Below are 22,548 nucleotides of genomic sequence, written 5' to 3'. Positions count from 1 at the left end.
CCTGTTAGTCCCCTCCCACTAAATGATTGACGGTGCGGAACAAATCCCGGTTATAGGCCACGACTGCTGTAATATCCTCCGCCGACAATCTCTGACTTCCCGAGAAGTGCACGGACAGCACATGGTTCTCACCTAAAGGATAGCATAGGATATATACCTCCGCAACTTCCGTACGCTGTAAAAAAGTCCATTCTTTTGCCAAAAAAGCATCCAGCACCCCCGGCTTCACACTCCCGTCCCCGAAGGCGGCGAACGGATACATCTGCCCGCGTCCCACATTGCCGCCGACCTGCTTCAGGCCCGCTTCCGCTTCGGACCGCCACATGGCGGCTCCGATGACCCGGCAATCCTCCGGGGGCAGGAATGAATTGCGGACGGCTTCGCTCAGTGCCTGATATTTCTCGGCTGCCTGAGGCGGGGTTACATTATTATTATATTGCCAAAAGAAGTGAAGGATACTTTCTTTTCGCCTAAGCTCTGCCCGAAGCTGCAACAGCTCTACAGCCGGGTCGTGGTACATCCCCTGCGCCTGAATGCTGTCGATAATCTTGCCGCAGCTCACATCCACTGCCGCTGTAGCATTCTCATGCTGCCACTCATATTCCAGCGGGGTTAGTCCCGACAGATCCGACAGCAGATGATACTCTTCCACATTCTCACCCGGAACAAGATCACTGCGGGCAGGCACCTGATCCGGCAGCAGGCAGAAGACCCTGCCGCGTCGCAGCCTCGCCCAGAACAGGCCCATTTCGAACTGGGTGTTGTCCCGGGTCACATAATAATATTTACCCCTAATCCGGGCGACATCATCCGGCGAGAACACAAAGACGGCAAAATCGCTGATATCCAGATTCCGCTCCAGCGCTTCCATGGTGTATTCATTCGGCCGGAAAGCAGCGGCATACCACGGATGGACCTCGGCGGTCCGCTTCAACTGTTCGTGGATAGCCCTGGCATAGCGGATAGATTCTCTGGAAGAACCAATGAATAATCTAGGTCTGATCACGGCGGCACTCCTTTGTCTGTTTCCCCAATATGTAATAATTATACAGACATTTCCTGCCAACGAATAGGGCCTCGGGCGATATTGGGCAGCCGCAGAAGAATATAATTAGCATCGTTGTTAGCAGTAGTTGGAGTAGGTATTTATCTTCAATTTTAATTTTTCGGTATTCTCCGGCCGATGAAACGGGTAATAGAATGTTATCTCTAGGGGAAATGGGGCTTTATTTGTATGCGACAAAAAATACATACCGCAGTTCTGTCAGCCTGTCTGCTGACTTCATCCATACTGGCACCTGTTCTGCCGTCTTCTACCGCTTATGCTGCAACTGCTTATACCGCCAAAGTGTACGCCAGCTCGCTGAATGTACGCAGTGAGCCTGCTGCAAGCGCCGCCGTCACAGGCTCTCTGGCTGCCGGAGCCACCGTTACCGTCACTGAAGAGCAGCATGGCTGGCTCAAGGTCAGGGCCGGCTCTGTCTCCGGCTGGGTAGCCGGTTATTATCTGAAGCGTACCAGCGGAAGCTCCTCCACTAGTACTACTTCCGCCAGCACCTCTTCCAGCTCCGCCGCCTCCAAGGCATCGGCCAAGGCGGCAGTCAAGACCACCTCGGCCTCCAGCGGAACGGCTGTCGTGACCGCGTCTTCCCTGCGTATCCGCAGCGGGCCGGGAACCGGTTATGAGGTGGTCGGCTCCCTGCAATCCGGCAACAAGGTGACGCTCCTGCTCCGTCAGGGAGAGTGGTCGCGGGTCCGCACCGCCGGAGGAACGGTCGGCTGGGTATCCTCCGGCTATCTGTCAGGCGGAACCGTCCGCAGTGCAAGCACGGTCAGCTCAAATAGCCAGACTCCGAGTGTGGTACGGAAATCCGGCAGTATCCGGGGCAAGCTGATCATCGTGGACCCCGGCCACGGCGGCACCGATCCCGGCATGCTCGGGACAACCTATGACACGATGGAGAAGGATCTGACGCTCCAGACCTCCCTCTACCTGCGGGATTATCTGACCGCCAAGGGAGCCAGAGTGGAGATGACCCGGACCCGCGGGGACCAGAAGCCTGCGCTCTCCCAGCGGGTGCAGCTCGGGCGGGCGCTCGGTGCGGACGCTTTTGTCAGCATTCATTATAATTCATCGCCGAAAAATGTCTCCGGCACGCTGACCTTCTTCTATTCGCAGCAGAATGATCTGCGGCTGGCCCGGGCGGTGGAGACCCGGCTGGGTGAGGGCATCGGTCTGCGCAGCAACGGCCTCTCCTTCGGCGACTACCATATTCTGCGGGAGAATCCGCTGCCGGCCACTCTTGTAGAGCTGGGCTTCCTGTCGAACCCGTACGACGAATCGATTGTACGCAAGGCGGCTTATCAGCGCAAGGCAGCTCAGGCAGTCGCTGAGGGAGTGGCCGATTATTTCAGCAAGTAGATCGGAATCAGAGGCTGATCTCCCGGATATTAAGCTCCGTTCTTTTGCTGAGATCAATATATTCATCCCCGATGCGGATCAGCGGAGTCTCGATGTCATGCGGGTTCAGGTAGACAATCTCGCCGACCCGGCCATCGGTTAGGACCACTTCACGCCCGACCGACCGCTTCACGATATTTTCCAGAAAAACGGTTACAATATGCGGGTCCAGCGCGCCGAAGCTGCCTCTTCTCATCTGATCCACAATCATATGGAACGGCGTCGGTTCATGATACGGGCGCTTGCTGGACATCGCATGAAAAATATCGGCCACGGCCACTATTTTGCTGTACGGATCGATCTGTTCGTCCTTCAGCCCCAGCGGATACCCTTTGCCGTCATTTCGCTCATGATGCTGAAGCGCCACCAGGGCAATGCGTGAATTGGCTCCGGCGGTTTCTTTGAGAATCTCGTAGCCGTAGACCGTGTGCTTCTTCACCTGAGCGTATTCCTCGTCCGTCAGCTTGCCGGGCTTATTCAGCAGCTCTGAGGGAATCTTCAGCTTGCCGATGTCATGCAGAGTTGCAGCCATAGAGAGCACGGACAGCTCCGCTTCACTCATCTCCAGCCATCTGCCGATCAGGGTAGAGAGCACCGCAACGCCGACATTGTGCTCATATGTATAATCATCCTTCCCCTGCACCGAATGGAACAAGGCGAAGATATCCGGGTTGCGCGAGATTTCCTGAATGACCGGAAGCACCTCCTTGCGGATATCCGCCAGCGGGATTTTGCGGGAGATTCGGTAAGATTCGAATAATTCCTTGGACAGGTCCACTGTACTGTTGACCATCTTTTGGTAGGAGGGCGCCTGGTCAGCCTCATCTGCAAAAAGGATGTCGAATCTGTCGATTTTTTGTTTGCGGATTAGCTCCAGATGCTCGGCATTCAGTCTGCTTCCCGCCGGAATTACAGTCACTCCATAGGCATTAATCAGGTCATTCTTAATCGTTCTTCCCAGATCATTGTCCATATTATCCAGCTCTCCCCTATAACCGCAGCTATGTATTCATTGCCCATATAGCTATTATCGGTTGCAGACCGGGAAAAGCTGAAAGGTAGACCGTAAACCTTACATACTCAGGCTTCTTCTTCCTGCTTGCGGTATTCTCTTGGCGTGAGGCCGGCGGTTTTCTTGAAAACACGGCTGAAATACTTCTCATCCTCATAGCCCACCAGCTCCGCGATCTGCGACAGCCGCAGATTCGTATTCTGGAGCAGCGCCTTCGCCTTCTCCACCCGGAGGCCGGTCAGATAATCCGACAGATTCTCCCCCGTGACCTGCTTGAATTTGCGCGACACATTCTCCCTGCTGATGAAAAAGCGTTCCGCAATATGCTGCAGCGTCATCTCCTGCGCATAGTTCCGGTCCAGGTACTCCCTGATCTCCTGGACGAGCCGGCTGTCCGGCGCTTGCGGGCTGCTCTTGGATAAGCGGTGCAGCAGCGATTTCAGCCGGAACTGCCAGTTCTCCACCGAGAACAGCCCCTCGGCGTCATAACAGTGCTCCAGGCTGAGCTCCTCCTCCGGCCTCCAGCGCTTCAGAACCTCCAGAATCTCCGTCTGCTGCTGGAGCAGAACGCGCTCCGTGAGCAGCGGCAGCCCGGCCAGATGCCCGGCCCACTCCTCGACCACCCGCTCCATCCGCTCCAGATCGCCGGACAATACGGCGATTCTAAGCTTATCCAGCCGTTCCTCCAGGCCGTAGTCGTTTGTAGGTCTACTCCCGTCCCCGTAACCTCTGAAGGGATGGATTCGCCCGTCCCGCTGCAATAGATTCCGCTCCGCAAGCGCCTGGCCTGCCTGTTCAAAAGCAGACCGCAGCCCCTCCGGCAACGGGTTCAGCGGACTAAGCCCGATATCCAGCTGAACGCCAAACGTCTGGCGGATGGCTTCATTCATCCGGTTAAGCATCTCCTCCGCCTGCGTTACCGCACTCCACAGCAGAACTACAAGCTCGCCTCCGCCCTGCCAGTTGCGGAAGGCATAGCCGCTCTGGTCTGCGGCCATCACTTCATTGCAGACATTAGCCAGCACGAAGGCCGTCAAGGCCACATCCCCGCGGAATCTCCGCAGCAGATGGCAGTCTGCAGCTTGCAGCGGGATTACGGCGATTCTGCACTCCTGCGCCCCAATCGGCATCCCCAGCTCTTCACAGAGGGACAGCTTCAGCTCATGGAACGAGGCCTGTCCGCTCACCAGATCGGACAGCATTTTGTCCCAGTAGAGCGGACGCAGCGCGTTGAGCTGCATGTTCTGGCGCTGGCGCCGCTTCCGTTCCGCCTCCTCCTCCATCCACAGCTTGAAGGCATGCTCCGCAGAGGCAATCAGCTGCTTGCTGTTCAGCGGCTTCAGCAGATAATCCGTACCGCCGTATACGATGGCCGGCTTGACGTAATTGAAATCCTGATACCCGCTGATGACAATCGTCTTCGTATGCGGATAATGCCGGTGCAGCCATTCCAGCAGCTCCGCCCCGTCCATCAGCGGCATCCGCATATCCGTGAACACGACAGCCGGCTGATGCTCCTGCATGATCCGTGTCGCCTCCTGCCCGTTGGTCGCCTCATAGATCCCGGAGATGTTATAGCTGTCCCACGGAACAAAATAACGGATGGCCTCCCGCACATGCTTCTCATCATCTACAATCAGCACCTTCATCTCAGCCGCTCCTTCTAAGGATCATTTATCCTATTAAACATTTATGCTGTGAGCTTCACTGGGCAAAAGCCCAAATTAACCGTCTATCACCTCCAGCGGAATAATCAGCGTAACGGTAAGCCCCTGGCCGTCTTCATTATTCTTAAGCTGCATCTCCGCTGCGCTGCCGAACTGGAGCCGCAGACGGGCCAGCACATTGTACAGGCCGATCTCCTCCTGGCCTTGCTGGCTGCTGCCTCTGAGACAGGCCGTAATCTCCTCCAGCCGCTCCGGGCTCATGCCCCGGCCGTTATCCTTCACGGCAAGCACCAGCCTGGCCGCTCCTTCCAGCCTGCACTCGATCTGGATCAACCCCCCGCTTATGCCGTCAGCGAAGGCATGCTTGAAGATATTCTCCACAATCGGCTGCAGGATCATCTTCGGCAGGATCAGCTCCAGAGCCTCTGGCCCCGCCTGAACCTCCAGCTGCAGATTCTCTTCGCCGAACCGCTCCGTCTGGAGAATCATATAGTTCTGCACATGCTCAATCTCATCCCGCAGCGGCACCTGGGTCCGCTCGGTATTCATCGAATAACGCATCATGCTGCCCAGGGAATAGATGAGATCATATACCTTCGGCGCATTATAGCGCAAGGACAGGCTGGCGATCGATTGCAGCGCATTGTAGAGAAAATGCGGGTTCACCTGGGCCTGTAGCGCCTTCAGCTGATTCGTCTTGTTCGCCAGCTCCAGCCGGTACTCCTTAACGATCAGCTCATTGATCGTGCGGGTCATGCCGGTGATCTTGCGGGTGAGGAGCCCGAACTCGTCCTCCCGCTCGGCATCCATATGCGCATCCAGCTGGCCGGTCTGCACCTTCTGCGTGAAGTGAATCAGCTTCTTGATCGGACGGGTGAAGCCAATGGAGATCAGCACGGCACTGATGCCCCCGATCAGCAGGAACAGCAGCCCGATGCCCATATTGAACCGGGTAATCACCCTTGCGTCTGTGTAGAGATCCTCATAGGGCACCAGCTTGATAATGCTTCCGCTGAACAAAGGGGCCTTGATCTGCTTGAACATTACGATCCCCTGGAAGCCATCCTTCTTCCAGGCGAAATGCCCGCTGTCCTGCTCTGCGGGGAGACGGCTCCAGCCCGCTGCGACCGGCTTCCCGATCCAGTCCGGATCGGAGGCGAACAGCGCCTCGCCTTGCTCATTCAGCACATACAGGCGCTCAGTGTCCGAGGTGTACATCGACTCCACAATCCCCTCCAGCTCCCCCAGCGTATAATCGATCGACAAATCTGCCAGTACACTGTCACTGGGGGTCCGGTAGATGGGGAAATGGGCCGTAAAGACCGGCACGCTCCCCGGCTTCAGATTGGGGAAACCGGACTTCACTCCGTATTGATGATCCATATGCGTCACTTCGAGATACGGGCGGTAAGTCCCTCCAGCTTGCCCCTTGGCGGCATAGTCTGCATTATCCTCACGGCGGAAAAATCCCTTAAGCAGCAGATTGGACTGCCTGGCGGCCCTCACATACAGATGAATCTGATACGTATTGCGGTCGGAGAGAAACAGATTGTACAGCTGGGTGGAGATGATCGCCCGGGTGTCCGGCAGTATGGTGCCGGGCGGGGCCTGGGCGGGGCTTTTGGCGGTAAGCAGAGTGGTGTAGAAGGAGCTGGGAACATTGATCCCGCTGTAAAGCGACATCGCCTGCTGGTTCATGCCGCTGAAATAACTCCGCAGATTCGCCTCCCCCAGCGTCAGCAGCTTCGTATTCTGCTTCACGGACTGGTCTGTAACCGACTGCCTCGTATAGAGATAAGAGAAGGTCACAGAGATGCCTGACGGGATCACTGATGCCAGCAGCACTAAGGCCATCAGCCGTGTCCGGATGCTGTTCTTGAACATGGGGGAACCTCCTAGAAGTTGTGTGGGCCGTATGGCCTGCAATATAATCCACTTTTTCCGGCATGAAATGGAGTGTTGGCGGTGGCCCGGGCTTTCTATAATCAAGCTGTGAACCCGTAGATAGCTTACCCAAACTTACCCAAAGGAGAGTCCATATGAGAAAAACTCTAGGTATACAGCGCGGCTGGGGACAGCAAATCGTATTTCTCGGCCCCTGTCTGCTCTTTTTCCTGACCATTGTGGTCACCCCGTTCTTCCTCGGCTTCTACTACTCCTCCACCGACTGGAACGGGCTGGATCTGGACAAAGCGGTCTGGACCGGCGCGGCCAACTGGAAACGTATTTTCATGAATGACGATAAGTTCTGGGAGTCCCTGGTCTTCACCCTGCGCTTCACCGTGATCTCGGTTGTGGCTGCCAATGTGTTTGCGCTGCTGCTGGCCTTCATTCTAATGACGACGCTGAAGACGAAGAAGCTGCTCCGTACCGTCTTTTTCATGCCCAATGTGATCGGCGGCATTCTGCTCGGCTACATCTGGCAGTTCATCTTCACCAAAGGCTTCGCTACAATCGGCGAGCTGACCGGGATTTCATTCTTTCAACTGCCCTGGCTGGGCACGCCAAGTACCGGGTTCTGGGGTCTGGTCATCGTGTTCGTCTGGCAGACAGCCGGTTATATGATGGTCATCTATATCGCCGGGTTGGCCGGGATTCCCAAGGATCTCATCGAAGCCGCCCGCATAGACGGTGCCCGCGCTCCGCAGCTGTTCAAGAGCGTCTACATCCCGCTGATTATGCCGGCGATCACCATCTGCCTGTTCCTGACGACCTCCAATGCCTTCAAAATGTTCGACCTCAACCTGTCGCTGACCAAAGGCGGGCCGGGCACCTCGACCCAGTCGCTGGCCTATAACATTTATGCGGAGGCACTCATCAACAACCGGTATGGCCTGGGGACAGCCAAAGCGCTGCTCTTCTTCGCCGCCGTCTCCCTGATCACCGTTACCCAGGTCTGGCTAACCAAACGAAAAGAGGTGTCCGCCTAATGAACAGCAGCCGCTACCGCCCGGGCAACTTCCTCCTCGAAATTGCCGCCATTCTGCTGGCTATTGTCTTTCTGTCACCGTTCTATCTGGTCCTGAGCAACTCGGTTAAGGGGCTGAAGGACATCCTGATCGATGCCGCTTCCTGGCCGCAGGTGTTCCACTGGAGTAACTATTCCAAGGTCTGGGATGCCATTAACTTCCCGCAGGCCTTCTTCAACTCTCTGACCATTACGATTCTAAGTGTAATCTTCATCGTCCTGTTCAGCTCGATGGCCGCTTACCAGATTGTGCGCAAGCCGACACGCTTCAATTCCTTCGTGTTCCTGCTGCTGGTCTCGGCGATGATCATTCCGTTCCAGTCGCTCATGCTGCAATTAGTCCGGGTGACCAGCCTGCTGGAGCTGCGCGGCGAGCTGTACGGCATTGTGGCCTGTTATCTCGGCTTCGGGATGCCGCTGTCGGTCTTCCTGTTCCACGGGTTCATTAAGACGGTGCCGCTGGAGCTGGAGGAAGCCGCGCGGGTGGACGGCTCGAATCCGTACGGCGTGTTCTTCCGGATCGTCTTCCCGCTGCTGCTGCCGATTATTGTAACCGTCATTATCCTGAATACGCTATGGATCTGGAATGACTATCTGCTGCCTGTCCTGGTGATCGGCGGGAATAAGGATCTGACGACCCTGCCCGTAGCTGTGACCAAGTTCTTCGGACAGTACACCAAGAAGTGGGATCTGGCTCTTGCCGGTCTCGTCATGGCGATTACGCCAATTCTCTTGTTCTTCCTGTCGCTCCAGCGTTATATTGTGGAAGGCGTGACGGCAGGCTCCATTAAGGGATGATCTTAGGATCGGCTTTCCTTTGCAGCAATAATATCCACTTTTTCGAGCAACATATGAAGTGTAAGTCATCTATCAATTCCATTACGCTCTAAGAGCAGGAACCACAGACCAGGGAGGTTATTCTATGAAAAGAAAGTTCGCGTTCATCATGGCAACCGTTTGCACCCTCATTATCGCAGGTTGCGGGAACAGCGGCAATACGAATTCCGCAGGCAATGGAAGCGCCACTATTGCTCCTAACGCGTCAACCGAATCTGCAGCACCGGAAGCCAGCAAAGCGCCTGCCAAGGATGTTACGATCAAGATGTTCCAGTTCAAGGTGGAGATTGCCGAGCAGCTGAATGCACTCGCCGAAGAATATGAGAAGGAGACAGGCGTGAAGGTGGAGGTCGAAACGCACGGCGGCGGTGAGGATTACGGCGCACTGCTGAAGGCGGAGATCGCTTCCGGCTCTGAGCCTGAGATTTTCAATAACGGGGGGTATACAGCCCTTGTTCCTTATATGGACCGCGCCACTGACCTGAGCAATGAGCCTTGGGCCACCCAGCTGATCCCGACCGCCAAGACACCGGCAACCGTAGACGGCAAGCTTTATGGCATGCCTATGAATGTAGAAGGCTACGGGCTGATCTACAACAAGGATCTGTTCGCCAAAGCCGGCATAACGGAAGAGCCCAAGACGCTCCCGCAGCTCAAGGACGCTGTAGCCAAGCTGAAGACTGCTGGCATCACACCGTTTGAAGCCACCAATGAGTGGTGGTCGATGGGGATTCACCTCGTGAACGTAGGAATGGCGCACCAGCCTGATCCGAAGCAGTTCATAGACGATGTGAAGGCGGGCACACAGACCATCAAGGGCAATGCTATCTTCAAGCAATGGCTGGATCTCGTAGATGTGATCTTCGACAATGCCCAGGACAACAAGATGACTACCGATTATGCGACTCAGGTGGCTGAATTCGCCTCCGGTAAAGCTGCCATGATGCTGCAAGGGAACTGGACACAAGGCGATATCGACAAAATCGACCCGGCCCTGAACCTGGGCCTCCTCCCGCTCCCGATTAACGGCGAAGAAGGCACCATCCTGGTAGGCGTGCCTAACAACTATATCGTGAACAGCAAATCCGCACATCCGGAGGAAGCCAAGGCCTTCCTGAACTGGATGGTCAGCTCGGAAACGGGCCAGAAGTATCTGACCAAGGAATTCAAGTTCATCCCGGCGGAAGCGAACATCACCGCAGACGCCGCCGATATCGGCCAGGTCGCCGTTGCCGTGCAGGAGAAATCCGGGAACGCGCTGGGCTGGAACTGGGATATGTTCCCTGACGGCGTCACCCAGGGCTTCGGTGCAGCCATGCAGGAATACCTCGGCGGCCAGCTGAACCATGACCAGCTGCTGGAGAAGCTGGACAAAGCAGTGCAGGATATTGTGAAGCAATAGCAGCTGGCTGATCCTTTAACAGAAAAGAGGTGTCCCAGAAGCCGGCAAACGGCAAATGAGACACCTCTTTTGTTATGCGCATGATTTACGTACGACGCCTGGTAAGCACGCTCCGCAAACGGAATGTTGTTCCAATCGCTCTTATATCCAGATTTTTTTCATTCCCCTAATCGGTGAAAATCCGGATACAAAGGCGAACGCTCCGCTTCTCCGCGGGTCATTCCGCCCGCTCCGCTGTTTAAGAGTGGGAGTTACAAACTCTAATTCAAATGCACATCTGCTCTTCATTTACGTTCGCCTCCCACCTCCGGCGGGTTCAGGTGAACTGTACGTGGCATCCAATGTAGCTTCTTCCTTTCCTGGAGGTGCTCCACCTATCTCCCGCCAATTCCGAGACTTTCCGCTCACGGATCGCTTGTATGGATCGCATTGTTGCACATTTGCAGGATTCCTCTAAAAAAAGTTACGGGCTACGGTAGATTGTTGCATCTTTTGCAGGAATTCTGGTGTTTATAGCAAGTTAGCGCTGAATTTGTTGCATTTCATGCAGGATTTCAGCATAAGTCGCTTCTATGGGGCAGTATTGTTGCACATCTTGCAGGATTCCTCTATAAATGTTACTGGCCGTGGAGCATAGGGCCCACACTTCAAATAATCAATTCCCTGCACAGCTTACACAAACATCTCCACTACCAGGAACAGGTTCAACGCGACCACCAGGGCGGAGATGATCCAGCCGAGGATGGTGGTGATCCGGTGGTTCACCAGCCCCTGCATGATCCGGCGGTTACTGGTGAAGATGACGAGCGGAATCAGGGCGAAGGCAATCCCGAAGGAAAGGACAACCTGGCTCATGACCAGTGCGCTGGTTGCATTAACGCCTAAGGCGATGATGGCAAGCGGCGGAATGATGGTGATCGACCGGCGTAGGTAGAGATTGATCTTTTTATTAATGAAGCCCTGCATGACCACATCACCCGCCATTGTGCCCACCGACGAGCTGGACAGACCTGCAATCAGCAGGGCGAGGCCGAAGGAGATTGCCGTAACAGGCCCCGCCAGATTGCGGAACTGCCCGAAGGCGATATCCAAATCCTCGACCACCAGACCGTTCTTGAAGAACAGTGCGGCTGCTACAATGACCATAGCCATATTTACTGCACCGGCAATCAGCATAGCAATCAGAATGTCGATGAATTCCAACCGGAAGATCTGCTTCTTCTCACGCTCATCAATTCCGATTACACGGCTCTGGGTCAGCGAAGAATGCAGATAAATTGCATGGGGCATGACTGTTGCACCGAGAATTCCGGCAGCCAACAGCACGCTATCCACGCCTTCGAATCTGGGAGTGAACATTCCGGTCAGGACACTTCCTGCATCCGGCTTCGCCATAATGACCTGGAATGCAAAAGCCAGCACAACAATCATCACCATACCGGCGATTCCGGCCTCAAGCGTGCGGTAACCGCGACGCTGCAGCTCCAGAATGGCAAATGACCCTACAGCAGTAATCAGTGCAGCCGGAAGCATCGGTATGCCGAATAACAGATAAAGCCCGAGCGCCGCGCCGATGAATTCAGCAAGATCGGTGGCGATAATGACGATTTCACTCTGAATCCACAGGAAGATCGATACGCCCTTCGGGAATTGCTCCCGCGCGATCTCAGGCAGATTCTTGCCGGTAGCAATGCCAAGCTTGGCGGATAAGGATTGAATTAGTACGGCCATCAGATTCGAGGCGAAAATGACCCAGAGCAGCAGATACCCGTATTTCGAGCCTGCGGTAATATTAGTGGCGAAATTGCCGGGGTCCAGATAAGCTACGGAAGCTATAAATGCCGGGCCCAGAAAAGGAAGAAGTCTCTTCAGTCCTTTGACATCTCCGTTAAGCACCGATTGTGCCGAATGTTTGTTAGTATGAACTGCATGACCCTTTAGGATAGGGGATGATTCTACTGCGGTATTTTGCTCCATCATGTTCTGTCCTCCTCTTGCCCGGAAAAAGTTGTCTATACACACGAAAGTTTCCCTGGTGCAACATTTGATTTGTTTTTATTATAATCCTCAAGATGAGAATTGTAAATGTATTTTCACTGGGTTTTCATACGCTGCCTGAGCTTATGCCTGCACGCCTAATCCTTCACCCATATTATGTGATTCAGCCCTATAAAGTGAGGCTTATGCCTTATGTTATTACCCGCTCCCATTATCGAGTTGACTCCTCTGCTGGAGTGATTGTACTTTGTGCAAATGCAATCTAATGTACAAAGTGCAGGCAGCTTGGCAGACGCATCACGCAAATCAGCGATGCTCCTATAACAGGGGCATCGCTGATTGTGTAACTCTTTAAGCTTTTAATAAATTGCCTTGGCGCAGCCAGTCTGTACAGCGTTCGCAGAATGTGTGAGAAAGGTCTTGTATTTATTACGCTTCAGCTGATGGTGTTGCGTTGCCCTTCCAGGTGTCCTTAAGCGGGACGATTCGGTTAAACACCAGCTTCTGAGCTGTGCTATGCCTGCTGTCGATGCAGAAATAGCCGTGACGCAGGAACTGGTAGGTATCCCCGGGCTGAGGGTTACCCGCAAGCGGCTCCAGCAGGCAATCCTTAAGCAGAGTTACGGAACCCGGATTGATGTATTCCTCCCAGCTCTCGCCTTCCTCCTTCGGCCCGTTGTTATCCGTCAGCAGTTGCTCATACAGGTATACGTCACTCTTCAGCGCATGAGCAGCGGAGACCCATTGCACGGTTCCCTTCACCTTCCGGCCGCTGAGTGCACCGCCGCTTTTGGTCTCCGGGTCGTAGCTGCACCGCAGTTCGAGGACGGCTCCTGTCTGCGCATCCTTAATGACCTCATGGCAGCGGATAATATAACCGCCCTTAAGCCGCACCTCGCCGCCTGGAACCAATCTGCGGAAGCCCTTCACAGGCACCTCCATGAAATCGGCCCGCTCGATATAGAGCGTGCCGGAGAACGGCACCTCTCTTGAACCCATCCCGGTATTCTCAGGATTGTTAGGGATCGGAAGCAGCTCGGAGACCCCGGCTGCGTAATTGGTAAGCACGACCTTCAGCGGGTCAAGCACAGCCATAACAGCCGGCACCCTGGCCTTAAGGTCCTGTCTCAGGCAATGCTCCAGCAGCGAGAAATCCACCATGGCCGTATTCCGGACCATCCCGATCTCCCGGACGAAATCCCTGATGCTCTCCGGCGTGAATCCCCGTCTGCGCAGCCCGCTGAGCGTAGGCAGCCGCGGATCATCCCAGCCGTCTACATAGTTCCCGGCAACCAGCTCCCGGAGATACCGCTTGCTGGTGACCACTCCCGTCAGGTTCACCCGGCCGAATTCTTTTTGCCTCGGGGCTTCCGGGATTTCCAGCTCCCGCAGCACCCACTCATACAGCGGCCGGTGATCCTTGAACTCGATTGAGCACAGTGAATGCGTCACCCCTTCCAGCGCATCCTGAATCGGATGAGCGAAATCATACATGGGATAGATACACCAGGCACTGCCTGTACGGTAATGCTCTGCATGAATAATCCGGTACAGCACCGGATCACGCAGATTCATGTTCGGCGAAGCCATGTCAATCCGCGCCCGCAGCACTTTGGCCCCGCTCGGGTATTCCCCCTTGCGCATCGCCCGGAACAACCGCAGGTTCTCTTCCGGCGTGCGGCTGCGGTAAGGACTATCTGTCCCCGGCCCGGTTAATGTCCCCCGGTAAGCCGTTATCTCTGCTGCCGTCAGATCACAGACATAGGCCTTGCCCTTCAGAATGAGCATCTCTGCCCTGCGGTAGATTTCCTCCGAATAATCGGAGCCGTAGTAGATATGTTCCCCCGGACTGCGGCCGAGCCATTCAAGGTCACGGATGATCGCCTCCACATATTCCATATCCTCCTTGAGCGGGTTCGTGTCATCGAAGCGCAGATGGAAGCGTCCGCCATACTTACGGGCGATCCCCATATTCGTGTGGATGGCAAAAGCACTCCCGATATGCAGATAGCCGTTGGGCTCCGGCGGAAACCGGGTGCAAATCTCCCGGCTGAAGACTCCGGCCTCCACATCCTCTCTAATCAGCTTATCCATATAATTCTCCGGCAGAGCCGGTTCATTCGTATTAACAATATCGTCAGTCATTCGATCTCCTCCTGTAAATGGGTGGTATACTGCCTTCCCGGACAACAAAAAAGAACCTCACCTCCAAGACGTATGGTCTTGGGGACGAAATTCTCGCGGTACCACCCCAGGTTTATTAATATGTCACCATATTAATCTCATCAAGTACGGCGCTGCCGTCCGGCAGGGCTTATACTCTAGCTCTATAACAGGAGCTCCTGTCGTACCATCCCCGGCTGCTGCCTGGTTCCGGTAAGCCGCTCAGAGGCTTGTTTCCATTCAGTCCTCCCTGCTCCTTCACACCAGCCGGAGCTCTCTGTGAGGGAAGAACCTGAATGTACTCTTCTCGTCATCGCGTTTAAATTATTGGATACAGAATATCAAATCTCACGCCGGGTGTAAAGTACTTACGCCGGGCTGCCGGGAGCAGCAGCCTAAGCGTCTGCCGGGTCCAGGCTCAATGCAGCCAGCAGCTCCAGCGCTTCCTCATGCTCCGGCTCGATCAGCAGGGACCTGCGCGTATAATCCAGCGCCGCTTCATCATCCTCCTGCTCATAGCTGCAGATTGCCAGGCAGTACAGCACGGTAATTATCGGCTCCTCCCTACTTGTCGCCAGCGAATGCTCCAGGAAACGGCGGGATTCCCCGTACTGCTCCATCTCGAACAGCAGCAGGCCGCAGTCCAGCGCCAGATCATACTTTTGCGGCATCGGGTAGAAGCCCCTCCACATCCGGTCGATCCCCCGCTGAAGGTCCAGCAGCTCCTCGTCGCTGGCATCCGGCAGCAGCGCTGAGATGCGCTCGGCGCTCTGAATGAACAGCTCCGCGTCATATCCCCCCAGCCGCCAGAAGGCCAGAATCTGCTGCATGCCGATGGTGTCGTAATTCTTGTCGATCCATACCTTCAGGCTGAAGAAATCATCCGGCCCGAACCGCTCGACAAACCGCCGGTAGGCCAGCCGGGTATGCGGATGCAGCATCGGCTCCTCCAGCATCAGGATGCAGCCCACATTGAGATTTTTATAATGATGCTGTGTGAACTGGGAATGTGCGCCCTTCCGCTCAAAATAATGCACCAGCGCATGATAATTCGCCGTAAGCGAGATGCTGCCGTGGTGCATCAGCTTCGGCGGCTCGATAAACTCCCAGTTCTCCAGCCGGTGATCGCCCTTATCGGCAGTGAGCAGCAGGAAGCTTCCCCGGGACAGTGCACCCAGACGCTCCATGCAGGACAAAGCTGCCTCCGGGAACAGCACATGTGAATCCTCCAGCTTGTCCAGATAGAAGGAAATCACTTCATGATACGGATACGAGCTGTCTTCATAGCCCGCTGCGCGCTTGTAATGGTATTCCGGCACCAGATCACGAAGCACCTCGGATGGCCCCATCGTAGCGGACTGCTCAGGATATTTCAGCGAGACCTCGCATTCATAGATCTTGCCTTCATCCACATAGAGCAGCTCCTGCGGGATACTGTCGAAGAAGTAGTTGGCGATCACCATCAGCGGCTGCCCCAGCTCCCCGGGCTTAATCACCAATCCGCTCTGCGTTAAGGAGAGTTCCGTATCCCGGACCGCATCGAAGCGGGCAAAGTCAAGCATTCCCTGCTCTACAAAAGGCTTCAGACCCTCATGCTGCTGCCAGCCCTCAATGTTCTTCCACGGCAGATCGCTCATCACGTAACGGAACGGCGGCAGCAGCACGCCCGCATACTGGATTAGCTCACACAGCTGCTGGAGCACATGGAACGCCAGACGCCCCACTCCTGCACCCAGTTCCAGCACCACTACCGGCTCTGTAGTGAATCCCTTCTGTGCACGGTCCTGAAGAAAGCCGAAGATGATCTCCGCATACGCCGTTCCAATCATCGGATTGCTTGTAATATACTGCGGAACCTGGTCATTGGCCCAAGCCTGGAGGCCCAGCTGTTCATAATAGGTGCGCTGCAATTCCCATATAGGCGCTTCGCTGAAGCGGTAGCGTTCTTGTCCACTTAATGTCATTGGTTCTAACCCTGCTCTCTGATTATCGTACGGATCTTTGTCCGGTAGTCAAATATTATCACATTTGCGCATATATTTTCTTGAAATGCTGTGCGTTCCAGAAAGGAGCCTATGTGATGAATCCTGAGCATCCCCGTTCTCCAGGCCAGCCCGTCATTCCCCAGCCCATACGCAGTGACGGTGCAGGCAATATCGACCTGGGTCCACGTGACATCATGCGCGACCGGGAGAATCCCGATATGTTCGTTCCTCCGGTCACGGACAACGGGCTGATCCCGAATCTGAAATTCTCGTTCTCCGACGCCCATATGCAGCTGAATCATGGCGGCTGGTCCCGTGAAGTGACGGTCAGGGAGCTGCCGGTGGCCACTACACTTGCGGGCGTAAATATGAGTCTGACGCCGGGCGGTGTACGTGAGCTGCACTGGCATCAGCAGGCGGAATGGTCCTACATGCTGCTGGGCAGCGCAAGGATTACAGCTGTAGACCAGAATGGCCGCAACTTCATTGCCGATGTCGGTCCCGGCGATCTGTGGTATTTCCCTCCAGGCATCCCGCATTCCATTCAGGGTCTGGCTGAGGGATGTGAATTCCTGCTTGTGTTCGACGATGGAGGCTTCTCGGATTTGAACACCCTGTCCATCTCCGACTGGTTCGCCCATACGCCGCGCGAAGTCCTGTCCGCGAACTTCGGTGTACCTGAATCTGCATTCGCCTATCTTCCCAAGGAGCAGGTGTATATCTATCAGGATCAGGTGCCAGGCCCGATTGCAAGCCAGCGGATCGAATCGCCTTACGGGGAGATTCCGCTGAGCTTCAAGCACCGGCTGATGGCTCAGCCGCCGCTCAAGACACCGGGAGGCAGTGTGCGGATTGTCGACTCCAGCAATTTTCCCATCTCCCGGAATATCGCCGCAGCCCTGGTAGAGATTGAGCCCGGGGCGATGCGGGAGCTGCACTGGCACCCGAACAATGACGAGTGGCAGTATTACCTCAGCGGGCAAGGACGAATGACCGTCTTTGGAGGGGACGGCGATGCCCGCACCTTCAATGTCAGGGCTGGGGATGTCGGCTATGTGCCTTTTGCACAGGGGCATTATGTTCAGAATACCGGCACAGAGACGCTCTGGTTCCTGGAGATGTTCCGCAGCGACCGGTTCGCCGACGTCTCCCTCAACCAGTGGATGGCGCTCACGCCAGGGGAACTGGTCAGCAGCAATCTGCATGCCGGTCCGGAGCTGATGAACGCCCTGCGCAAGGTGAAGTGGCCTGTGGTGAAGTACCCGGATCAGGAACAGGGGAAGCAGAAGGAAGGATAGGCTTAGATTTCAAAATACCCCCACAAAGTGGGGCTTTAGCGTAGGTGATGACTCAGGTACTTTGCGGGGACCCCAAAACATATAAATTCTACAAGTGGAAACGGCTTTGCCGTCCTTTTGAAAGGACGGTACCGTTTCAGCGAGAAATAGAAGGATAAGTTATCGTGTGCAACATATAAATTCTTATATTTTCAAAAAAAAGAGCGGTCAGACTAAGGTCTGCACCGCTCCTTGTATATTATGAATTGTACACGGGATCGTGGCCCCTTGTTAGCTTATACGGCTCATGATTAGAGCCACTTCAGTTCCAGGTATAGACCCAGCAATGTGATGAACAGTGTGGGAACCGTCAGGATAATCCCAATTTTAAAATAGGTGCCCCAGGAGATCTTCACACCCTTGCCGGACAGCACATGCAGCCACAGCAGGGTAGCCAGTGAACCAATCGGTGTAATCTTTGGCCCCAGATCCGAACCAATAACATTGGCGTAGATCAAAGCCTCCTTCACCAGACCCGCGGCATGTGCGGTATCAATGGCCAGCGATCCGATCAGCACCGTCGGCAGATTATTCATCACCGAGGAGAGCAGCGCAGCCAGGAAGCCCATGCCCATTGTGGCGGCGAACAGCCCGTGCTTCGCAATTCCGCCGATCATCTCTGCAAGCACATCCGTCAGTCCCGCATTACGCAGACCATACACCACTACGTACATGCCAATGGAGAAGAAAACAATCGCCCAAGGCGCCCCCTTGACCACTTCCATCGTCTTCACGTAAGGACTTCTGCGGGCCATCAGCAGGAAACAGATTGCGATTACTCCAGCAACTACGGATACCGGAATGTCCAGGAATTCACTGACGAAATATCCGGCTACCAAAAGCGTGAGTACGAACCAGGATAGCCGGAACATCCGCTGGTCCTTGATAGCATCCCCCGGGAGCTTCATTCCGGCGGTATCATACGCCTTCGGGATGCTGCGGCGGAAGTACAGATACAGAACCAGGATACTCGCACCCAACGAGAATAAAGTCGGCAGCCACATATGGCCCGCATATTGCATGAAGGTAATGCCGAAGAAATCGGCGGAGACAATATTAACCAGATTGCTGACGGTCAGCGGCAGCGAGGTGGTATCGGCAATGAAGCCGCTGGCAATAATAAAAGGAAAGACCTTGCGCTCGTCAAGATTCAGCGCCCGGACCATCGCCAGCACGATCGGTGTCAGAATCAGCGCTGCCCCGTCATTGGCGAACAGCATCGCCACGACTGCACCCAGCACGATCACATAGATAAACATCAGCGTGCCGTTGCCGCGTGCCGCCGCCGCCATATGCAGCGCCGCCCACTCGAAGAAGCCGACACGATCAAGAATTAAGGAAATTAGGATAATCGCTACGAAGGCAAGCGTCGCATTCCATACAATCAGCGTCACATCACGGACATCGCCAAAGCTGACCACTCCTGCCGCAAGCGCGAGAATCGCCCCTCCGCAGGCGGACCAGCCAATCGATAAATTCCGCGGCTGCCAGATCACAAAAACCAAAGTCACAACAAAAATCAGGCAGGCTATCACAACCATAATTCAGCCCCCCATTTGATCTGCAGCATTCCCCGATGCACTCCTTACAGTAGATATAAATATAAGCCAATTTATATATACTAAAGCAGCCTTATCCGAAGTACAAGATAAAAATTGCTGGAAGGATCACCTGCGTTACACAAGGCTGTTCAGAGGCATTGCCGCCCCGCCCGTCAGCCGTCTGCTGCAATAATATTTATATGCTTAAGTACTAAGTGTATGTATGAATACATAGGCTGGATTATGGGGAATAAGCAGCTTCTTGGAGAGGAGACGCAGGTCCGGAAGAGCCATCCTTGTTGAGGGATTGGAGGTTCGGACTACCATGAGTACAGACCAGCTCATCGCACTGCTCGTTCTTGTGATTATGATTGTACAGCTTGCCGTCAAGAAGGATAAATCCTGAATCCTGAAGACAGCAGGCCGCCAAAGAGGCCGGGGCAACCCGGTCTTTTTGGCGTAGGAAGATGCGTAGACCGCAGGTACCAATCCAATTGTAATCGGTTTTTCGATTACATTTGGCCTACACACCGCGTCCGATCCAATTGTAATCGGTTTTTAGATTACATTTCACCTACGCGCCGCACCCGGTCCAATTGTAATCGGTTTTTCGATTACATTTGGCCTACACACCGCGTCCGATCCAATTGTAATCGGTTTTTCGATTACATTTCGCCTACGCGCCGCACCCGGTCCAATTGTAATCGGTTTTTCGATTACATTTGGCCTACACACCGCGTCCGATCCAATTGTAATCGGTTTTTAGATTACATTTCACCTACGCGCCGCGTCCGGTCCAATTGTGTTGGGTTTTTCGCATACATCGCTTCGATCTGCTAAAACTATAGTTTCCCTTACAATAAGAAATTAATAAAAGTCCCCCATTTCACTTACTAAAGTTGAGAAACATTAAAAAGTATAGTAGAATGATGACATGAAGAAAGGGGCGGATTATTATGGCCGAAGATAAGAAGATTATGGAAATTGGGATAAGCACGTTTTTGGAGACTACACCTGACCCGGTGACAGGGCAAACGATCAGCCATGCAGAACGTCTGCGGGAAGCTGTAGAGGAGATTGTGCTCGCTGACCAAGTGGGCCTGGACGTATATGGAATAGGCGAGCATCACCGTAAGGATTATGCAGGGAGTGCCCCGGCTGTAGTCCTCGCCGCAGCGGCAGCAACAACCAAGCGGATTAGACTGACCAGTGCGGTCAGCGTCTTGTCTTCGGATGACCCGGTGCGGGTCTACCAAGATTTCGCTACGCTGGACGGCCTCTCGAACGGCCGGGCAGAGATTATGGCCGGACGCGGCTCGTTCACTGAGTCCTTCCCGCTGTTTGGTTACAGTCTGGAGGATTACGATGAATTGTTCGAGGAGAATCTGGAGCTGCTGCTGGCGATCCGCGCCTCCGAGAAGGTCACCTGGCGCGGCGGGCACCGTCCGGCTATAAATAATCTGCCGGTCTATCCCCGCGCTGTTCAGGACCCGCTTCCGGTCTGGATCGCCAGCGGCGGCAACCCCGAATCTGCCGTGCGGGCCGGAACCTTGGGTCTGCCAATTGCCTTCGCCATTATCGGCGGAATGCCGGAGCGGTTCGCTCCGCTGGTGAACCTGTACAAGGAAGCCGCAGCACGCGCCGGGCATAATCCGGACAAATTGCAGATCGCTACACACTCCCACGGCTTCGTAGGTGAGACTAACGACCAGGCGGCAGCCTTGTTCTACCCGTCCACCCAAGCCCAGATGAATGTCATCGGCCGCGAACGGGGCTGGGGCGGAACCTACAACCGCGCAGCCTTCGACGATGCCCGCAGCTTACGCGGGGCACTCTATGTCGGTGACGCGGAGTATGTCGCCGAGAAGATCATTCTGCTGCGTAAGAATCTCGGCGTGACCCGGTTCTTCCTGCATGTAAATGTCGGCTACATGCCGCACCATGAGGTCCTGCGTGCCATCGAGCTGCTGGGCACCAAGGTGGCCCCTATCGTGCATGCGGAGTTAGCCCGAACTGAGGGAAAATAACTGCGCGCAAGCACAGCAAATCATACCCAAAGCACCTCAAGGCCCACTCTGCGCCTGAGGTGTTTTTTTGTGACGTCATCTGAAGCTTCTTATCTTATCTTCGTATCGTCCGGCGTTCATTCTCAGCCAAGATTACACCAGGGCCTGAATCACAGGATACGAAATCAGATTCCGGTCTCTGTACGCCGCGGTGATTACATCCTGATGCGAGCTTAGAATCCCATTCTGCAGCAGCACCGCCTTAATTCCCCTCTCGGCAGCGCCGTTATAGGTGAACAGAACACAATGCTCAGCGGCATAGCCGGAGAGGATCAGCAGATCGATCCCCTGCTCCCGCACAAGCTTTTCCAGATCCGTCTTCCAAAAGGCATTCGAGTATTCCTTCTTCACGTTGAAATCCGTCTCCTGAACCTCGACTTCGGGGATGATCGCGAACTTCGCTTCCTCCGCCGGCTGCATGCCCTCAATGTCCTGAATATGAATGACGGCATGTCCCTTGGCGCGCAGCAGTCCCGAGACAAAATTGATATACTCGCAGGCGCGGTCAATTTCCTTCTGCTCTACCCCGCTCACATGGACCTCTTGCAGATCGATAATTAACAATCCGATTTTCACTGCTGCTTCCCCCTATCCGTTGATCCTTCCACCTTACCTGATGCCGGATGTTCATTCAACCGCTTCTGCCAATCGATTCTTGTATATGTGGTCTCATACGCTGTACCGTCTTCTTTATAAAAAATCGCTGTTTTCAAATATGGCTCCGTAACCGCCTGATAACCGAGCCTGGTAACCAGTTGTATCATTCTGGGATTCTCCAGCGGATCAACACTGGTAAACAGTTCAGCATAGCCCAGCTTGCGGGCCAGTTCCTCATGGTAACGGATCAGAGCGGAGCCTACACCTTGTCCCCGGCTGGCTTCTTGTACATAGAGGTCACTTAATTTGGCACCGCTCTTTCCATTTAACTTCAGCAGCCCGAACCCGGCAATCCTCCCATCCTTCTCAGCGGCAATAAAGCAGATGTCCCCGTGCTTCTGCTGGTCCAGATACTTGCGGAATAAGCCCTCGTGATTACGGATTGCACATAGACTACCCAGATCGCTCCCGCTGGCGGCTCTTATGTTATATTCCATTGCTGCCTCCTCTCACA

The 22,548-nt window shown here is 54.7% G+C and carries 16 protein-coding genes and 1 other annotated feature; of the genes, 6 read left to right on the top strand and 10 right to left on the bottom strand.

From position 1 onward, the window contains the following. Positions 1-4 precede the first annotated feature (4 nt). Positions 5-1,006, bottom strand: coding sequence for a TIR domain-containing protein (locus tag NST04_RS08100; RefSeq protein WP_341183837.1), 1,002 nt, complete (start codon positions 1,004-1,006; stop codon positions 5-7). Between the two features lie 228 nt (positions 1,007-1,234). On the opposite strand from NST04_RS08100, the gene NST04_RS08095 reads away from it, so the two are divergent. Further along, positions 1,235-2,422, top strand: coding sequence for an N-acetylmuramoyl-L-alanine amidase (locus NST04_RS08095; RefSeq protein WP_341183836.1), 1,188 nt, complete (start codon positions 1,235-1,237; stop codon positions 2,420-2,422). 7 nt (positions 2,423-2,429) lie between these two features. Here the strand turns inward: NST04_RS08095 and NST04_RS08090 are convergent, their stop codons facing one another. The 3 genes from NST04_RS08090 to NST04_RS08080 form a co-directional block, all read right to left on the bottom strand. Further along, entirely contained in the window at positions 2,430-3,434 is a 1,005-nt protein-coding gene (locus NST04_RS08090; RefSeq protein WP_341183835.1) for an HD-GYP domain-containing protein, read from the bottom strand. 107 nt (positions 3,435-3,541) lie between these two features. After that, positions 3,542-5,122 (bottom strand): response regulator, encoded by a 1,581-nt coding sequence (locus tag NST04_RS08085; protein ID WP_341183834.1) that lies wholly within the window; start codon positions 5,120-5,122, stop codon positions 3,542-3,544. Between the two features lie 75 nt (positions 5,123-5,197). Next, positions 5,198-7,024, bottom strand: coding sequence for a sensor histidine kinase (locus tag NST04_RS08080; RefSeq protein WP_341183833.1), 1,827 nt, complete (start codon positions 7,022-7,024; stop codon positions 5,198-5,200). Positions 7,025-7,179: 155 nt separating this feature from the next. Between NST04_RS08080 and NST04_RS08075 the strand changes: the two genes are divergently transcribed. The 3 genes from NST04_RS08075 (at position 7,180) to NST04_RS08065 (ending at position 10,347) form a co-directional block, all read left to right on the top strand. Further along, the gene (locus NST04_RS08075) at positions 7,180-8,070 is read left to right on the top strand and encodes a carbohydrate ABC transporter permease (protein ID WP_341183832.1); all 891 of its coding nucleotides are present in this window, start codon (positions 7,180-7,182) and stop codon (positions 8,068-8,070) included. After that, positions 8,070-8,906, top strand: a complete 837-nt coding sequence (locus NST04_RS08070) for a carbohydrate ABC transporter permease (protein ID WP_341183831.1) — start codon at positions 8,070-8,072, stop codon at positions 8,904-8,906. Before NST04_RS08075 ends, NST04_RS08070 begins: the two co-directional genes overlap by 1 nt. A gap of 124 nt (positions 8,907-9,030) precedes the next feature. Beyond that, positions 9,031-10,347, top strand: coding sequence for an ABC transporter substrate-binding protein (locus NST04_RS08065; RefSeq protein ID WP_341183830.1), 1,317 nt, complete (start codon positions 9,031-9,033; stop codon positions 10,345-10,347). A gap of 672 nt (positions 10,348-11,019) precedes the next feature. On the opposite strand, the gene NST04_RS08060 is transcribed toward NST04_RS08065, so the two are convergent. From NST04_RS08060 to NST04_RS08050, 3 genes are all read right to left on the bottom strand, one after another. Beyond that, positions 11,020-12,324 (bottom strand): Nramp family divalent metal transporter, encoded by a 1,305-nt coding sequence (locus NST04_RS08060; protein ID WP_445667908.1) that lies wholly within the window; start codon positions 12,322-12,324, stop codon positions 11,020-11,022. Positions 12,325-12,774: 450 nt separating this feature from the next. After that, on the bottom strand, positions 12,775-14,490 hold the full coding sequence (locus tag NST04_RS08055; protein ID WP_341183828.1) for a glutamine--tRNA ligase/YqeY domain fusion protein: 1,716 nt from the start codon (positions 14,488-14,490) through the stop codon (positions 12,775-12,777). Between the two features lie 77 nt (positions 14,491-14,567). Further along, positions 14,568-14,831, bottom strand: a binding site (T-box leader). Between the two features lie 72 nt (positions 14,832-14,903). Further along, positions 14,904-16,472, bottom strand: coding sequence for a tetratricopeptide repeat protein (locus tag NST04_RS08050; protein ID WP_341183827.1), 1,569 nt, complete (start codon positions 16,470-16,472; stop codon positions 14,904-14,906). Positions 16,473-16,588: 116 nt separating this feature from the next. Here NST04_RS08050 and NST04_RS08045 point away from each other — a divergent pair, with 116 nt between their 5' ends. Beyond that, positions 16,589-17,791 carry an oxalate decarboxylase family bicupin gene (locus NST04_RS08045; RefSeq protein WP_341183826.1) on the top strand — a complete coding sequence of 401 codons (1,203 nt, stop codon included), beginning with the start codon at positions 16,589-16,591 and terminating at the stop codon, positions 17,789-17,791. Positions 17,792-18,081: 290 nt separating this feature from the next. On the opposite strand, the gene NST04_RS08040 is transcribed toward NST04_RS08045, so the two are convergent. Next, positions 18,082-19,371 (bottom strand): arsenic transporter, encoded by a 1,290-nt coding sequence (locus NST04_RS08040; RefSeq protein ID WP_341183825.1) that lies wholly within the window; start codon positions 19,369-19,371, stop codon positions 18,082-18,084. A 956-nt stretch (positions 19,372-20,327) separates the two neighbouring features. Between NST04_RS08040 and NST04_RS08035 the strand changes: the two genes are divergently transcribed. Continuing rightward, the gene (locus NST04_RS08035; RefSeq protein WP_341183824.1) at positions 20,328-21,398 is read left to right on the top strand and encodes an LLM class flavin-dependent oxidoreductase; all 1,071 of its coding nucleotides are present in this window, start codon (positions 20,328-20,330) and stop codon (positions 21,396-21,398) included. A 132-nt stretch (positions 21,399-21,530) separates the two neighbouring features. On the opposite strand, the gene NST04_RS08030 is transcribed toward NST04_RS08035, so the two are convergent. Continuing rightward, positions 21,531-22,013, bottom strand: coding sequence for a cysteine hydrolase family protein (locus NST04_RS08030; RefSeq protein ID WP_341183823.1), 483 nt, complete (start codon positions 22,011-22,013; stop codon positions 21,531-21,533). Then, positions 22,010-22,531, bottom strand: coding sequence for a GNAT family N-acetyltransferase (locus NST04_RS08025; RefSeq protein ID WP_341183822.1), 522 nt, complete (start codon positions 22,529-22,531; stop codon positions 22,010-22,012). Before NST04_RS08025 ends, NST04_RS08030 begins: the two co-directional genes overlap by 4 nt. Positions 22,532-22,548: the final 17 nt, after the last annotated feature.

The sequence above is a fragment of the Paenibacillus sp. FSL H7-0756 genome (assembly GCF_038006765.1).
Classification (GTDB): Bacteria; Bacillota; Bacilli; order Paenibacillales; family Paenibacillaceae; genus Paenibacillus_AQ.
The sequence above is the reverse complement of the archived record's forward strand: the minus strand, read 5'-3'. Positions and strand labels throughout refer to the sequence as shown.